We start from the raw sequence: 17,049 nt of genomic DNA, 5'->3' as shown, positions 1-17,049 counted from the left end.
GTAGGTTTTTGCAACACCCAACGAGAGGCTGGCCTACTACCACTGTTATACCATTCTTGGCAACTATGATCGGGGTAGAATGAGCATGCAAGCAACAAAAAATGCCAGCTGGATGATCCAGCTGGCACTCAGGCAACGTACGAGTTTTTTTATTTAATTGTCATGGGCAGATAAAGCGAATACTGAATTGCTGTCGCGCCAAACTCGAAGGCTCCAATATCACACCGCGCTTGGTCGTCGTTATTGCCATCGACAGGCCGTGGGAAATAGCGTTGATCGGTTGCGCCACAATCGCTGGAGCCTGCATCAATTGCCGGGCTGGTGGCACTCAGGCTAAAGCTGCGGGTAAAGCCACCATGGAAAGCAAAGCTCCCCAGCTTGGGCTGCACCCCAATCAGATCGCCGTTGGCTTGGGTCAGATTACAGGCTGCATCGGCATGCTCAATCAAGACATGGCCTTGGCTGCTGATTAGGCCTGAACAATCGCGAGCCACGTTGCTCACATCGTTGCGGTTGCCTGCCACAAGCGTGTTGATCAGCTGCACGGTCGAACTGTAGAGCGCGGTAATGCCTGGCCCATCGTCCTCGACAATTTCTTGGGTGTAGGGGTGCAACAAGGAGTTGGTATTCGAAACAATCGTCGAATTGTGAATAATCAAGGCATTTGGGTTATAGGAATGATAGATTGCAGCGGCATAGCCATCGGCGCGATTATAAGCAATCGTGCTTGAATCAAGCCAGACCTTGCCGCCATAACCGGTGTTAATCGCCCCGCCATTGCCGCGACATTCATCGCGTCCGGTTCCAGTTATCTGGGTATAATTTTCGCTAAATTCGCTATGGTCAATCGTGGTTGTCCCAGTCATAACCGCAATTGCCCCAGCTTCATTCGCCCAATTGCCAACAAAGCGTGAGTTGCTGATCGCCAATTGGCCATAGCTTGCAAGCGCGCCGCCATATGAGCAATAGAACGAGCCACCTCCACCATTGCCAATAAAGCTGCTGTTGTTAATCGTAGCCGTGCCGCCGCCATGAACGAGTGCTTTTGGTGTATTGTTGCTCAACCTTGTTGCACTTAGCGTCAACTCACCTCGCACGTTGGCAATAGCAGCTGAACCATCGGAGGTGCCAACATGGCCCGCGATCGTAGAATTGCTAATGCTTAAGCGTCCGCGACCATTATAAATAGCCGAGCCAGCAGCACCTTGCGATTCACGCAGCGTCGAGTTGCTAATATTCACGCTGGTTGCATCAATATACAACCCGCCGCCCGAGCCAATGCCACCCATATAGACATGACGCACCCGATTGCGCTCAATTAGGCTGTTGGTGATCGTTAAATAGCCACTCAGCGAGGCAATGCCACCGCCATGATTATTGTAACCAAAGGTAGCTGGGCTGGTAATAATCCCATTGGTCGTAATCAAGCTACTATCAATCGTCAATGAACCTGCGTGATGCAGAATTCCATGACCATAAACCGTTGATTGTTCAGGAATGCCATCAAGGAAGCCTTCACGAACTTGCAGATTGCGTAGGCTTACAGTGCCGCCAGTAATCTCCAAGGCCCGATCAATCCGATTGGCATCGATAATGCTGGTTGCCGAGGTCACGCCCGTAATTTGAATTGTGCCATTCAAGTCAAGATCGCCCGTTTGCGGGCCATCAGCACCAATCAGGCTTAATTGATAACTGCCTGCGGCCAATTGTATCGTATCGCTAGCCGAACCAGCAGGACACGCATCAACCGCCAAATCGGTATTGGCCGCTTGAACTGCCTCGCGCAACGAACATGTGCCATTATTGGGCGTAAAATCATCAACCAACGTATTAACCGTAATTGTCGTGTGCAATACTTGCGGTTGATTGATATTCGCCGCCGCTGCTTGCCAACTAAGTGCCAACCCCAAACTCCCAATCCCTATCCAACGCACAAATCGCATATCCCTACCTCACTACAAAATACACCAGCAGAGCATGTGGTCATAAAGTCTTATGGTTCATCTGCTTAACCAGATCCAGCAACCCTAAACCGTGGATTCACTCGATCAACGGATATCCTAGCATTGCCTAGGGCACTTGTGCGCACTATATATCTGTCTATGCAGCTGATGTACAAATATTAGCCGCACGGTGTCGGGCAGTATCCGCATGCAAGCAACAAAAAATGCCAGCCGGATCATCCAGCTGGCATTCAGGCAACGTACGAGGTTTTTATTTAATCGTCATGGGCAGATAAATCGAATACTGAATTGCTGCTGCGCCAAACTCGAAGGCCCCAATATCACACCGCGCTTGGTCGTCGCTATCACCATCGACAGGCCGTGGGAAATAGCGTTGATCAGTCGAGCCACAATCGCTGGAGCCTGCATCAATTGCTGGGCTGGTAGGATTCAAGCTGAAGCTGCGGGTGAAGCCACCATGAAAAGCAAATCTCCCCAACTGCGGCTGCACGCCAATCAGATCGCCCGTGGCTTGGGTCAGATTACAGGCTGCATCGGCATGCTCAATCAAGACATGGCCTTGACTGAATAGTAGGCCTGAGCAATCGCGAGCCACATTGCTAGCATCGTTGCGATTGCCCGCCAACAGCGTGTTGCTCAGCTGCACGGTCGAGCTGTAGAGTGCGGTAATCCCCGGCCCATCAAATTCGACAATGCTGCCATCTTCAGGGTTCAATAAATTATTGGTATTCGAAACAATTGTTGAGTTGCGAATGATCAAGGGATTTGGATTGCTACTATGAAAAATTCCTGCCGCAAAGCCATCGGCATGATTATAGGCTAGCGTACTGGAATCAAGTCGGACTTTGCCGCGGCCAGTGCTCATCGTACCGCCATCGCCAATACAGATGTCGCGGCCAGCCATGAATTCACGCGCATCATTGCCGCTAAATTCACTGTGATCGATGCTTGCCGTGCCAGTCACAACCGCAATTGCCCCGCCTTCATTCGCCCAGTTATCGATAAAGCGCGAATTGCTCACGCTCAATGCACTACTACTATTGATTGCGCCGCCTTTGGAACAATAGAACGAGCCATTGCCACCATTGCCACGAAAGAGACTATCGGTGACGCTGGCTGAACCAGCATAAATGCGCAGCGCACTGGGCTGGTTATTGCTAAAAATACTCTTGTTGACGATTATTTGACCACGGTCAGTCGCTACAACTGCGCTAAAGTCACCGAGGCTTGAATGGTCCTCAATCGTTGATCCCGTAATCGTCAAATGCCCGGCATCATTATAGATGGCTGAACCAGTACCGCCGCTTGAGCTGTTGAAATTTGAATTGCTAATGCTGACTGTACTTGTGTCAATGTACATCCCTGCACCAGGTCCACTGGTCTCCAGATACACATAGCCAAGGTGATTATCTGCGATCAAACTATTGGTGATTGTCAGATAGCCAGTCAACGAAGCAATCCCACCGCCAACCATATCGCCGCTAGCACTCCGCCCATTCTTCGTAATAATGCTATTGTCGATTGTCAATGAGCCTGCTTGATGCAAAATGCCTTGGCCATAAACGGTGTACTCTTGAGTGGTTCCTGGCCGAAATCCTTCACGCACTTGCAGATTGCGCAAGCTGACGTTGCCGCCAGCAATATCCAAAACTCGATCAATCCGATTGGCATTGATAATGCTGGTTGCTGAGGTCACGCCGGTAATCTGAATTGTGCCATTCAAATCAAGATCGCCCGTTTGCGGGCTTTCAGCACCAGTTAGGCTTAATTGATAGCTGCCTGCGGCCAATTGAATCGTATCGCTAGCCGAACCAGCAGGACACGCATCAACCGCCAAATCGGTATTGGCCGCTTGAACTGCCTCGCGCAACGAACATGTGCCATTATTGGCGGTAAAATCGTCAACAAAAGTGTTCACGGTAATTGTCGTGTGCAATACTTGCGGCTGATTGATGTTCGCCGCCGCCGCTTGCCAACTGAGTGCTAACCCCAAACTCCCAAGCCCAATCCAACGCACAAATCGCATATCCCTACCTCACTACAGTTAGTACCAACCAATCTCACATGGTTGGCTCATCTATATCAGCAACAATCAATAGCTTAATGAAATCGATCCCAAAACATAGCTCATAATTCGTGTAGGCTACGTTGGCTTATGCTGAGCTGATGGTATCATCGCACGCTAAACTTGTGCGCACTATATATCTGTCTATGGAGTTAAATTGTTGGTAGCGGCAAGAAAGAAAAGCGCTTGATGATTGAGCAGATGCCAGGCCAAACACGAAGGCTTCACGATCAAACAGCACGCATAAGATCAAAAGAAATGGCGTTGATCGGTGTGCCGTCATGCTATAATTAGGCTGGTTGTGGCCCTTGCACGAGAGTTAGCATGCCCACAATTATCCCAAACCCTAATAATTACTTGAATTTAATCCCAATGCTCAATCAGCAAACAGGCAATCGCATTGATTGTCGCTTTGGCATACACGTAATGATCTTGAGGCGATAATCAAGCGCTGGATCGTTTTAGCTTCAACGAGTAAAGGAGTTGGTTTCATGAACATTCGCCGCAGTTTTATAGTGGGTTAGTTATTGTTGGGATTAATGGGCTGTGGCAGTCAAGCAGTCAGCAAAGCCACGCCGCAGCCAAGCGCTGTGCCAACCAGAATTCAACAAGTGCCCGCTGATCTAGAAATAACAATTAGACGCAGCATGTGTTATGGCACATGTCCAGTTTATGAAGTGACCATTGATCATACAGGCAAGGTAGTGTATGAAGGCAAAGATTTTGTAAAAATCGTTGGTCAGGCTGAAACGAACATCAGCAATGAACAACTGCTGACGCTCATTAATGCGTTTGTTGAACGCAATTATTGGGATTATCAAGCTTCGTACAATGAAGGCCCTGAGTGCGTTGGCGGCAGCGCGACTGATAATCCAGGTGCTGCCACATCGATCACTATGAATGGCAAGAGCAAAGCGGTTTGGCACTATTATGGTTGCCGCGGCTTTGCTGGCGAAGATGGGTTATTCGCGCTGGAAAAATTGATCGATACAACAGTCAATGTCAAACAATGGACTGATTAAATGTTGCTACTTTTGTGTACTGGCACATCACGTTAACCACAGCCTGATTCCCTCACCCCAACCCCTCTCCCACCCAGCGGGCGAGGGGCTTTAACGCCGTGGTTCTGCCGCACTGCGTGGTGAAAACCAGTGCTCCCCCTCGCCCGCGTTGCATGGACTGGCTTTCAAGGGTCGGTTGTGAAGATCCTCTCAGCCCAACCCCTCTCCCGCCCAGCGGGCGAGGGGCTTTAACGCTGTGGTTCTGCCGCACTGCGTGGTGAAAACCAGTGCTCCCCCTCGCCCACGCTGCATAGGATTGGGGCTGGTGGCTCCCTGCCCCCCAATCTTATGCTCTATGCTCTATGCTCTCAGTTATTGCTCCAAACGGCGACGCACCGCAGCAGCGTGGGCGGTCAAGCCTTCGGCCTCAGCCAAACGCTGGGCAACGGGGCCTAAGCGTTGTAAAGCTTTTTCGTTCAAGCCGACCAACGAAATCACCTTGCGAAAGTGATCAACATTGACTGGCGAGGCATAGCGGGCAGTTCCGCCAGTCGGCATAATGTGCGATGGCCCAGCCACATAATCGCCCAAGACTTCAAATGAACGCTCGCCAATGAAAATGCCGCCAGCATTGCGCACCTTGCCAACATATTGCCAAGGATCGTTCAGCAATAAACAGAGGTGTTCGGGTCCATAGGCATTGCTAATTTCAAACGCGACCTCCAACGATGGTACAAGCACAATCCCCGAACGATTGGCCAAGGCTTGGGCCGTGATCTCCGCTCGGTCTAGCTCCTCTAGTTGGCGGGCAACCGCAGCTTGCACTTTTTCGGCCAATGGCAACGAGGGCGTAAGCAAAATCGCCGAGGCCAACAGATCATGCTCTGCTTGGGCCAACAAATCGGCGGCCACTAATTCAGGGTTGGCATCAGCATCGGCAATCACCATGGTTTCGGTCGGGCCGGGCAAGGCTTCAATATCGACCGTGCCATACACCGCTTTTTTGGCCAGCACCACAAATAAATTGCCAGGCCCAATAATTTTATCCACATGGGGCACGCTGTCTGTGCCATAGGCCATGGCCGCAATCGCCTGCGCCCCGCCCAAGCGAAAAATCCGATCGACTCCAGCAATATCGGCAGCAACCAATACGAGCGGCGAAATCTCGCCAGTAGCACGTTGTGGTGGCGAACAAACAATAATCTCGCGCACTCCAGCAACCTTGGCCGGAATCACTCCCATCAATAGTGATGAAGGCAATGGCGCAGTGCCACCAGGCGCATAGGCTCCAATCCGATCAAGCGGCAAGACAATTTGGCCAAGCGCACCTTCATCGCTCCAATCGACCCAACTTTGGCGGGTTTGTTTGCGGTGAAAGCGCTCAATTTCGGCGGCAGAAACCCGCAAGGCCTCAATCAATAATGGATCAACCAAGGCATAGGCAGCTTCGATTGCCAAGCGATCAACCTCAAACTCGTTGATCGCCACACCTTCGATGGTGCTGCTCCAATGCTGCAAGGCTGCATCGCCATCGCGGCGTACACTGGCCAAAATCTGGTCAACCGCTGCGGCTGGGGTTGTGCCAGCGCCAAACATCGTATCAAGGCTTTGTTGCAAACGCTCAGGAATTTCGATCGTATCTAAGGCCACTCGCGCTAATGGCCCTTGTTTGGCCAACGCAAGATCGGTATAAAGCTTAATCGGCATAACGGCTCCATCTATGCAAGGTCAAGGCCCTAGCATGCTACCAAATTCAGGCTTGAGCGCAAATGCTCAATTCGGCCCACGCCTTAAGCTGCACAGGTTTGGGCTATAATGCCAACATGGCAATTGCAATGTTGACAACTAAACTGATGATTCCCAGTCCGCGGACAAGCGTCGTTAACCGCAGCCAGCTGCTGGCGCGGCTGCAGCGCGGCCTCGATCGGCGGCTAACTTTGGTTGCAGCGCCAGCAGGCTTTGGCAAAACAACCTTGCTAAGCACATGGCTGCACCAAACCAGCTATGCCAAGGCGTGGCTAACCCTCGATCAGCGCGATAATGATCCGTTGCGCTGGCTGAGCTATCTGGTAGCAGCGTTGCAAACGATTGAGCCAACGCTTGGCCAAGGTGTGCAGCAAGCACTCCAAGCAGCGCAGCCAGCCCCAAGCGAGCAACTGCTCGTTAGCTTAATCAATGAGATTAATCAAATCAAGCAACCAATGCTGCTGCTGCTCGATGATTATCATGTGATCGAAAATCAAGCAGTCGACGATATGCTCAATTTTTTGCTGGAGCATATGCCCAACTCCATGCACCTTGTGGTGGCAACCCGCGAAGACCCGCAAATACCCTTGGCCCGTTTACGTGCCCGCGGCCAACTCAACGAATTGCGAGTTAGCGATTTACGCTTCAATTTGGCTGAAAGTAGCGAATTTCTCACCACAGTCATGGGCTTGCACTTGCCAGATCAGGCGATTGCCAAACTCGAAACCCGGACCGAAGGCTGGGTTGCTGGGCTACAACTCGCGGCACTCTCACTCCAAGGCCAGCACGATCCAAGCAGTTTTATTGAAACATTTAGTGGCCAGCATCACTTTATTTTAGATTATTTGCTCAGCGAAGTGCTGCACCAACAAACGCCGGCGATCCAAGCATTTTTGCTCCAAACCTCGATTCTCGAGCGCATGACTGGGCCGTTGTGTGATGCAGTCTTGAACCAAACCAACAGCCAAACAATGCTCGCCCAAATCGATCAGGCAAATTTATTTATTGTGGCGCTCGATCAGCAACGCGCTTGGTATCGCTATCATCAGCTATTTAGCGATTTACTCCGTCAGCGTTTGGCCCAACAACTCAGCCAGCCAGAGCTTGTGGTGCTGCATCAACGGGCCAGCCATTGGTATCAACAGCACGATTTGCTGCTTGAAGCCTTTCAGCATGCCACGCTGGGCCACGATTATCAACGAGCCGAACAATTGATGCTCCAGATGCCGCTGCACGCCAATGGTTTTGTCTCGGCGATGCTCAATTGGCTGGCCAGTTTGCCCAGCGCAGTGCTTGATCAGCAGCCTTCGTTGTTGGTGCGCTATGCGGCAATTCTGCTAGTGCTGGGCCAAACCAGCGGCGTTGAGCCAAAATTGCAAGCAGCAGAACGTGGCTTGCAACAACAGCCAGATAATGAGCATACCCGGGATTTAATTGGCCAAATTGCTGCCGCGCGCACAACCATCGCCTTAACCCAATATCAAATTGAGACGATTATCGCCCAAGCCCAACGGGCATTTGCCTATTTGCATCCCCAAAATTTGCCTTTTCGGGCAACAACCAATTGGGCCTTGGCCTATGCCTATCACGTGCGCGGCGAACGCCAGAACACGAACATTGCCCTGAGCCAATCAATCGAATTGAGCCAACAAGCCAATGATACGTTTACCCTAATTTTGGCCTCAATCGGCATGGGCCAATTGCACGAAAGCAACCTAGAGCTGTATCGGGCCGCCGCAACCTATCGGCATGTGCTGCAATTGGCGGGCGAGCAGCCGCAGCAAATCATCTACGAGGCCCAACTTGGCTTGGCACGAATTTCCTATCAATGGAACGATTTGGCCGCCGCCGAGCAGCATGCCCAGCAAAGCCTGCACCTTGCGCTGCAATACGAGCAAGGCATCGATCGCTTTATTTTGTGCGAATTGATGTTGGCCCAAATTAAGCTGGCCCACAACGATCTAGCAGGAGCAAAACGGCTGCTTGAGCAAACTGAACAATTGGCGCGCCAGCATAATTTTGTGCAACGCTTTGCTGAAATTGCCCATCTGCGGATTCAATTGCTCTTGCGCGAAGCCAAATTGAGCAACGCCAAGCAACTTGCCACCAGCCATCAACTCGCATTTTGCCAAGCCCAGATTGCTTTGGCCCAAGCTCAGCCAGCAGCGGCAATTACCATCCTAACGCCGCTCCAGCAGCAATCCCAAGCCAACAATTGGCCCGACCAGTTGATGCAAGCTTGCTGCTTGTTGGCGCTAGCTTATGCCGCCCAAGGCCAAAACGAACAGGCAATCGAATGGCTCAAACAGGCATTACCACTGGCAGAGGCCAATCAATTAATCCGCACATTGCTTGATTATGGTCCTACAATGCAACAACTTTTGCATACAGCCCAAGCCTATGGCCTGCACTCGTCACTCATCGAGCAGGTGCTGCCGCTGTTTACCGATAATTCCTCAATTAAACCCCAAGCCAAGCTAGTCGAGCGGCTGAGCGAGCGCGAAATCGAGGTGCTCCAACAGATTGCCGCAGGCTACACCGACCGCCAAATTGGCGAGCGGCTGTATTTGTCGATCTACACGGTAAAAGTGCATGCCCGCAATATTTATGCCAAACTTGAGGTCACGAATCGCACCCAAGCCGTTGCCCGTGCCCGCAGCCTTGGCATCTTGCCCCAAACCTAAACCCCACAACCAAATGAAAATGCAGCCTACCTCGCCGAATAACTCGTTTGAGGTATGACAGGCTGGGAACGGAATTGTATCCTGCTAGCAGATCGAGCACGACGCATAGTTCAAAGCAGGAAGCTATGGCAAATTCATCGCCGCATTATCAGATTCAGATCAAAGGCCAGCTTGACCCAGGTTGGGCTGAATGGTTCGATGATTTAGCCATCAGCCATACGCCGCAAGGCAATACGCTGCTGACTGGCCCAATCGTTGATCAAGCAGCATTATATCGGGTTTTGCGCAAAATTCGCGATTCAGGCTTGAGCTTGATTGCAGTCGTGCCACTTGAGCAACCTATCAGCATTTCACAAGGAGCAAGCACCATGGCCAACCAACGCCGCCACGCCATTCTCATTGGGATCTTTTTTATCTTGGCAGCAATCAGTTCAATTCTTGGCCTACTCTGGTATGCGCCATTGCTAACCGAAAGCGATTATTTGCGTGCAGGCGCAGCCAATGCCAACCAAATTGTGTTTGCAGCGCTGATGGAACTGGTTCTCGTGACGACCGCCGTTGGCACAGCCGTCACGATGTTTCCGATCTTACGTCAATATAGCGAACGCATTGCCTTGGCGCACCTGTGTTTTCGCTTCCTCGAAGCAGTGGTGATTACGATTGGGATTGTGGGCATGTTGGCCTTGCTTAGCATTAGCCGCGAATTTAGCAATTCAGCCGCAGCCGATGAGCAAAGCTATCGCGTGGTTGGCACAGCGTTAATCGCCATCCACGATTGGACATTTATGCTTGGGCCAAATTTCATGCTCGGCCTCAACACGATTATGTATAGCTACATTTTCTTTCAAACCCGCCAAATTCCCCGCCCAATCGCCACCTTGGGCTTAGTTGGCTCAAGCCTCATTTTTATTGCAGCACTCTTGGAAATGTTTGGAATTATCGAGCAACTTTCGACTTGGGGTGCACTCTTGGCAATTCCGGTTGCGCTCACCGAACTGAGTTTGGCAATTTGGTTGATTACCAAGGGCTTCAAAACTAGCTCACATCCAGCAAAAACTAGCTCAAGCCAACAACTCATCAATAGCAGCCCAATCTAAGCATTTAGCAGAAACGGTATAGTGGTTTATTGGATTGCCAATCGTGTTCCCTCACCCCCCAGCCCCCTCTCCCACGAAAACGCGGGCGAGGGGGAGCACGCGTTTTTACCAAGGATTTTTGCACGAAACGAACCACGGCGTTAAAGCCCCTCGCCCGCGCCACGGGAGAGGGGTTGGGGAGAGGGGAATCTTAACAACCTACCCGTGTAAGAGCCCCCTCACCCACTGGACGTGGACGAGGGGGAGCACGCGTTTTTACCACGCCGTGCTGCAGAACCACGGCGTTAAAGCCCCTCGCCCGCGCCACGGGAGAGGGGTTGGGGAGAGGGGAATCTTAACAACTTACCCGTGTAAGAGCCCCCTCGCCCACTGGACGCGGGCGAGGGGGGGCACCCGTTTTTACCACGCAGTGCTGCAGAACCACGGCGTTAAAGCTCCTCGCCCGTTGGGCGGGAGCGGGGTTGGGATGAGGGGATCAGGCCGTGCTTAACCTGATGAACCACTACAATTCGGCAGAAACGGTACTAGCGCACTACCTCCTTAATCGCTCTTGCATACAGCCGCAAAACTCTGTATGCTTAGAGCGATTCTCCCCTTCCAACCGCAAAGGTAGGTGCGCAATGTCGCAACCCACAGAGCAAGAACTGGTTACTAAACGGCTCAAAACTACGGTCTATTGGTTGCTCGGCGGCTCCCTAATCTCCTTATTTCTGTATCTGTTTATGGGCGATTTGGTTGCGGTTGCCAGCTTTACGGTTACCAGCGGGCTGTTAGCCACGGCATTTTGGCTGATTCAACGCCAATACAATCAGCCAGCAGTGGTCTTGATGAACATGGCAGCCTTAAGCTTGGTGATTGTTGGCTCGTTTCGCTTTTTCACCTTGCTCTCAATCGCCACCGTGACGATTATTTCAATTGTGTTGGTGTTGCCGTTTGTTGATAGTAAGCGCTTGCTCGGAATTTGCGGTTTGGCTTGGGTCGTCAGCATCGTCAGCATCACCAATCGCCTGCGAATCGATCAAGTTGCTGGCTCTGAGATGCCAGTTCGGGTCATCCTCAACTCGCTCTCGATTTTGATTATTATGGGCTTGCTTTGGCAAATTCACCGCCAGCTGACCACCAGCCTGCAAGCCAGCAACAGCGCCAACCAAGCCTTACGCGCCAGCCAACAATCACTCGAACAGCAAATTGAGCAACGAACCTCAGCCTTACAACGGGCCTTGCGCGATGTCCAAGCCCAAGCAGATAGCCAAGCGGTGTTGGCCCAACAGTTGGCCGAACAACAAACCACCATTCGTAACCTCAGCGTGCCAATTTTGCCAATTACCCAACATAGTTTGGTCGTGCCCTTGGTTGGAGCCTTGGATGCAGAGCGCTTGAGCACCTTGGTTGAGCAAATTTTGACCAATCTCAAAAGCCAACGCACCCGCAATTTGATTCTTGATATTACTGGCGTGCCAACCTTGGATCGTGATGCAGGCCGAACGTTGCTCAAAGTGAGCAATGCAGCCCGCTTGCTGGGAGCAAGCACGACCCTAATCGGCGTGCGCCCAGATGTGGCCGAAATGCTGGTGAGCATTGGGTTGGATTTGCGCTCAATTCGCAGCGAAAAAGACTTGCAAAGCGTCGTGTATAGCCTCGTGCAAACCTCGTAAAGGCGAAGCATTAAGCTGCTATTAAGTTGTGTTCGATGAAATTACCCGCCAGCACGGGCTTGAGGTCAGTAGTTTTGTGCTGGTTGATCCTGCTCTCCGCCATCTACCCAACAATCAATAAATCCATTGCTCATAGCTGACATCGATCACTGCAATGCTTCGCTAGCAAGCCCCACAGGGTTAATAAACATGCCCTAGATTATCTAGATTGCTAGATTAGCAATGAGGTATATTCCCTCACCCCCCAGCCCCCTCTCCCACTGCACGCGGGCGAGGGGGAGCACCTATTTGTACCAACAAATTGCGGAAGAACCACAGCATCAAAAGCCCTTCGCCCGTTCGATGGGAGAGGGGGCTGGGGTGAGGGGATCTTAAAACCTATCCTTGTAAGCATCGCCGGCCCCTAGCCCGTTTGATGAGAGCGCAGTTGAATGAGACAATTAATTTAACCAAACGCCCGCTGGAGCACTCTCCAGCGGGCGTTACGATCACCATTACAATCTAGAATTAGCCGCGTTTTTCGACTGGGACGAAATCGCGGGCATCGTAGCCAGTGTAGATCTGGCGGGGACGCGCAATCGAGGTTTCCTTGTCGTTGTGCATTTCATCCCATTGCGCCAACCAACCCACTGTGCGTGGGATAGCAAACAACACAGGGAACATATCGACAGGGAATTTCATTGCTTGGTAAATAATGCCCGTGTAGAAATCGACATTGGGATAGAGTTTGCGTGAAACGAAATATTCATCTTCCAGCGCAATCTTTTCAAGTTCCAAGGCAATGTCGATCATTGGGTTGCGCCCAACGACTTCAAACACATCGTAGGCCAGCTTCTTAACGATTGCAGCGCGGGGATCGTAGTTCTTGTAGACGCGATGGCCGAAGCCCATCAACAAGACTTCACGATTCTTAACCCGGCGAATGTAATCGGAGACATTGCTGGCGGAACCGATTTCTTGCAACATTCGCAGCACTTGCTCGTTTGCGCCACCATGCAGCGGGCCATACAACGCAGCAGCAGCAGCAGCCATCGCCGAATAAGGATCGACGTTTGAGCTACCAACCGAGCGCATTGCATTCGTGCCACAGTTTTGCTCGTGGTCAGCATGCAAAATAAACAAGACATCCAAGGCTTTTTCCATAATTGGGTCTGGTTGATAGGGATCAGCCTTTTGGAACATCATCTTCAAGAAGTTGCCAGTATAGCTCAGCGAGTTATCGGGGTACACATAGGGCAAACCCATGCGTTTGCGATAGGCATACGCCGAGATCGTGGTTACTTTGGCAATCAAACGGGCAATTTGCAAGCGGCGGGTTGCTGGGTCTTTGATGTTTTTAGCTTGAGGATAGAAGGTTGACATCGCGCTCAGCGTGCTAATCAACATCCCCATTGGGTGAGCATCAAAGTGGAAACCATCCATCAACTTTTTGATATTTTCGTGGACCATCGTGCGGTGAGTAATTTCATGCACCCAGCCATCAAGTTGTGGTTTGGTTGGCAATTCGCCGTTGAGAATCAAGTAGGCGGTTTCGAGGTAGCTGCTACTATCGGCCAATTGCTCAATTGGGTAGCCGCGGTAGCGGAGAATCCCAGCGTCGCCGTCGATATAGGTAATTGCGCTACGGCATGATGAGGTGTTATTGAAGCCTGGATCGTGAGTCATAAGCCCAAAATCTTCAGCATCGGCTTTAATCTGACGTAAGTCGAGGGCGCGGATGGTGCCATCGACGATGGGCAATTCGTAAGTTTTCCCAGTACGATTATCGGTGATCGTCAAGCTGTTAGTCACCAGCGACCTCCTAAAAGCTTAGAACAAAGCTGAGGCGACATTGCCTCAAAAATTCTGATTGGTGTGTCATTGTAACATAAGCTGCCCAACATTCGTTGCTAAAATAGGCCATTATGACGCACCATGTTGGCACACTGCGTTAGATTATAGGCTTGGGATGTTCGACCAGCTCGGTTAACACGCCATGCAGGGCTTTGGGGTGCAAAAAGGCAATCCGAGTTCCATGAATGCCAGGTCGTGCTTCGCGATCAATCAAGCGCACGCCTTGGGCTTGTAACTGCTCCAAAACATGGTCAATATTTGCAACTGTATAAGCAATATGATGAATGCCCTCGCCACGTTCGGCCAAAAATTTAGCAAACGCCGCTTCTGGGCTAGTCGGGGCAATTAATTCCAATAATGTATCACCCACGTTGCCAACTGCCACCCGCATATGGCGTTCGGGCATTTCGATAATTTCCCATTGATCAAGCGCCAATTGATCCCGATAGCTGGCAATTGCCTGCTCAAGATCGTGCACCGCCAAGCCAAGATGATCAACCTTCGTGAGCAATTGCTCCATTGCAGCCTCACAAAACACATTCCAAAATCAGTCTTTTTAAGTGTAGCGCCAGCATCAGCAAACGTAAAGGCAAGGGGCGAAGGATGAAGGATGAGGGATGAAGGATGAAGGCAGAAATCAAAATGATCAGGCTATGAGCTGGTGGCTTTGTGTACTAGTTCATTAGGTTAACCACGGCTTGATCCCCTCACCCCAACCCCTCTCCCACGTGGTGGGCGAGGGGCTTTAAACGCGTGGTTCTCCCACAATTCCTTGGCGAAACATGGTCGGCTCCCCCTCTCCCGCGTTCAGTGGGAGAGGGGGTTGGGGGGTGAGGGCATGCCATTGGTTGCCAACCTAATGAGCTAGTACACATAGAGCATAGAGCATAGAACATAGAACATAAAGTCAAAAGGCAGAAATCAAAAGGCAGAAATCAAAAGGCAAAATGATCAGGCTATTGGCTTCGGGCTATGGCAAGCATCATCAGAAAAATCTGGGCCAATCTGTGGCCAAAAAAAATTAATCTTCGCGTCCTTCGCGGTTCCCTCAATCTGATCCCTGACCCCTGACAACTGATCCCGCACCTCTTCATTGACCCTTGACAACCGTCTGTTCGGACGGTATAGTACCGTCTAGGTAGACGGTTTGGAGGTTCCATGACCAAAAAAGACCCACAAGCAACCAAGGCCAAGCTTTTACATGCCACGGTTGCAGTGATTATGGCCGATGGTGCGGCCAATCTGACACTTGAAGCAGTTGCTAAAGCAGCTCAGGTGAGCAAAGGCGGTTTGCTACATCATTTTCCCACCAAAGAGGCTTTATTTTATGGCTTGCTGGAGCTAGGCAAACAAGCGTGGGAGGCATGCTTGGCTGCTGAATTAAGCAAAGAAGCAAGCGATCAGCTGGGCTATTGGCATCGCGCCTATATCCATGCCAGCTTCAACCAAGCGCCTGAAGATATTCAAATCTTGCATGCCATGCGGCGAGTTGTCTCAATCTATCCCAATTTATTTGAGGCTTGGCGCGAAGCCTATGCCCAGCCGATTTCGATTCCAGCTGACGATCGGCTAGCGTTAGGCCGTTCATTAACGATTCAACTGGCCTGTGATGCGCTGTGGTTTAGCGAATTGATTGGCTTGCCAACCATGCCCTCAGCCACTCAACAAGCCCTTTACAGCGAATTATTGAGGTTAACCTATGAGCATTGATTCGCTCACATCAAACAATCCACCCGAAGATTGGTCGCACATTCATTGGAAGCCGCGCTTTTTTGCGGTTTGGCTGGGCCAAGCCAGCTCTTTGGTTGGCAGCGCCCTCACCCAGTTTGTGCTGATCTGGTGGATTACCCAAACAGTAGGCTCGGCTCAATCGCTGGCAATCGCTGGCATGATGGCGCTCTTGCCCCAAGCAGTCTTTGGGCCAATCGGTGGTATTATCGCTGACCGCTGGAATCGGCGCTTGATTATGATTAGCAGCGATTTAATCTCAGCGCTCAGTATGGTTGTTTTGATTGTGCTGTTTGCCACTGAACAGATTCAGTTGTGGCATATTTATACCTTGATGTTTCTGCGCAGCACGATGCAGGCCTTTCAAAGCCCTGCCGCAACCGCGAGCACCAGCCAACTTGTGCCACCAGATTGGCTAACCCGCGCCGCTGGCATGAATCAGATGATTTATGGCTTGATGAGCGTGGCCGCCGCGCCACTTGGGGCCTTGGCAATGAGTGTCTTTTCGCTCGAAGGCGCATTGATGATCGATGTGGTCACGGCACTGCTCGCAATCACACCATTGTTGTTTTATAAAATCCCCCAAACCATGCAAACCAGCGCAGAGCAAGTGAGCATGTGGCAAGATTTTCGCAGCGGCCTCACCATGGTTATGAGCAATCGCGGCTTAGTGCTGCTTTATGGCGTTACCTTGTTGATGGTTGCGGTTCTAATTCCAGGTTTCGTGCTCACCCCGCTGTTAATTCAGCAAGAATTTGGCGGTGGCGTTGAGCGAGTTGCCTTGATGGAAGGAGTTGGCGGCCTGGGTATGATCATTGGCGGCGTGCTGATTAGCCTGATTCAGTTTCCAATGCGCCGAATTGTGTTGGTGCTGGTGATGTTTGCGCTTTCGTCAGCCATGGTTGGCTTCACTGGGATGGTTCCAGGCCCACTCTTTTGGATAGCGGTTGTGCTGTGGTTTATCAGCGGCGTAACCTATACAATCGGCAATGCGCCAATTATCGCCATCATTCAAACAATTGTGCCCAACCAACTGCAAGGCCGCGTGCTCTCGCTCTATTCAACCATGATTGGGCTGGCAGGGCCAATCGCCTTGATTTTTGTCGGGCCGCTCAGCGAATTAATCGGCATTCGCATGATTTTTATTGCAGGCGGTTTTCTGGCAACGCTGGTTTGCCTGCTCGGGTTTCTATCGCCCAACATTTTAGGCATTGAACAACAACCGGTTCAGGTCGAGCAACATTAATGGTCAAGCGGCTTGCATAGTTTCTATGGA

The 17,049-nt window shown here is 51.2% G+C and carries 11 protein-coding genes; 6 read left to right on the top strand and 5 right to left on the bottom strand.

Annotated elements, in window-relative coordinates:
- Window positions 1-149 precede the first annotated feature (149 nt).
- Window positions 150-1,943 carry a choice-of-anchor Q domain-containing protein gene (locus ACFMKP_RS07475; protein WP_382290487.1) on the bottom strand — a complete coding sequence of 598 codons (1,794 nt, stop codon included), beginning with the start codon at window positions 1,941-1,943 and terminating at the stop codon, window positions 150-152.
- A gap of 271 nt (window positions 1,944-2,214) precedes the next feature.
- Window positions 2,215-3,990 (bottom strand): choice-of-anchor Q domain-containing protein, encoded by a 1,776-nt coding sequence (locus ACFMKP_RS07470; protein ID WP_382290485.1) that lies wholly within the window; start codon window positions 3,988-3,990, stop codon window positions 2,215-2,217.
- Window positions 3,991-4,556: 566 nt separating this feature from the next.
- Here ACFMKP_RS07470 and ACFMKP_RS07465 point away from each other — a divergent pair.
- Entirely contained in the window at window positions 4,557-5,051 is a 495-nt protein-coding gene (locus ACFMKP_RS07465; RefSeq protein WP_382290483.1) for a DUF6438 domain-containing protein, read from the top strand.
- A 351-nt stretch (window positions 5,052-5,402) separates the two neighbouring features.
- Here the strand turns inward: ACFMKP_RS07465 and hisD are convergent, their stop codons facing one another.
- Window positions 5,403-6,737: a histidinol dehydrogenase gene (gene hisD, locus ACFMKP_RS07460; protein ID WP_382290481.1), complete on the bottom strand. Its 1,335-nt coding sequence runs from the start codon at window positions 6,735-6,737 to the stop codon at window positions 5,403-5,405.
- 128 nt (window positions 6,738-6,865) lie between these two features.
- Here hisD and ACFMKP_RS07455 point away from each other — a divergent pair, with 128 nt between their 5' ends.
- The 3 genes from ACFMKP_RS07455 (at window position 6,866) to ACFMKP_RS07445 (ending at window position 12,212) form a co-directional block, all read left to right on the top strand.
- Complete coding sequence (locus ACFMKP_RS07455; RefSeq protein WP_382290479.1) at window positions 6,866-9,460, top strand: LuxR C-terminal-related transcriptional regulator; 2,595 nt, start codon at window positions 6,866-6,868, stop codon at window positions 9,458-9,460.
- A gap of 125 nt (window positions 9,461-9,585) precedes the next feature.
- Window positions 9,586-10,557, top strand: coding sequence for a DUF4386 domain-containing protein (locus ACFMKP_RS07450; RefSeq protein ID WP_382290476.1), 972 nt, complete (start codon window positions 9,586-9,588; stop codon window positions 10,555-10,557).
- A gap of 620 nt (window positions 10,558-11,177) precedes the next feature.
- Entirely contained in the window at window positions 11,178-12,212 is a 1,035-nt protein-coding gene (locus ACFMKP_RS07445) for an STAS domain-containing protein (protein WP_382290474.1), read from the top strand.
- Between the two features lie 507 nt (window positions 12,213-12,719).
- Here ACFMKP_RS07445 and ACFMKP_RS07440 read toward each other — a convergent pair.
- The gene (locus tag ACFMKP_RS07440) at window positions 12,720-14,003 is read right to left on the bottom strand and encodes a citrate synthase (RefSeq protein WP_054532525.1); all 1,284 of its coding nucleotides are present in this window, start codon (window positions 14,001-14,003) and stop codon (window positions 12,720-12,722) included.
- Between the two features lie 139 nt (window positions 14,004-14,142).
- Complete coding sequence (gene mce / locus ACFMKP_RS07435) at window positions 14,143-14,565, bottom strand: methylmalonyl-CoA epimerase (protein WP_382290471.1); 423 nt, start codon at window positions 14,563-14,565, stop codon at window positions 14,143-14,145.
- Between the two features lie 638 nt (window positions 14,566-15,203).
- On the opposite strand from mce, the gene ACFMKP_RS07430 reads away from it, so the two are divergent.
- Both ACFMKP_RS07430 and ACFMKP_RS07425 read left to right on the top strand, forming a co-directional pair.
- The gene (locus tag ACFMKP_RS07430; RefSeq protein ID WP_382290469.1) at window positions 15,204-15,755 is read left to right on the top strand and encodes a TetR/AcrR family transcriptional regulator; all 552 of its coding nucleotides are present in this window, start codon (window positions 15,204-15,206) and stop codon (window positions 15,753-15,755) included.
- Complete coding sequence (locus tag ACFMKP_RS07425; protein WP_382290467.1) at window positions 15,745-17,019, top strand: MFS transporter; 1,275 nt, start codon at window positions 15,745-15,747, stop codon at window positions 17,017-17,019. The genes ACFMKP_RS07430 and ACFMKP_RS07425 overlap by 11 nt, the downstream gene beginning before the upstream one ends.
- Window positions 17,020-17,049 lie beyond the last annotated feature (30 nt).

The sequence above is a fragment of the Herpetosiphon sp. NSE202 genome (assembly GCF_042688385.1).
Classification (GTDB): Bacteria; Chloroflexota; Chloroflexia; order Chloroflexales; family Herpetosiphonaceae; genus Herpetosiphon.
This window is presented reverse-complemented; position numbering and strand designations above follow the sequence as displayed.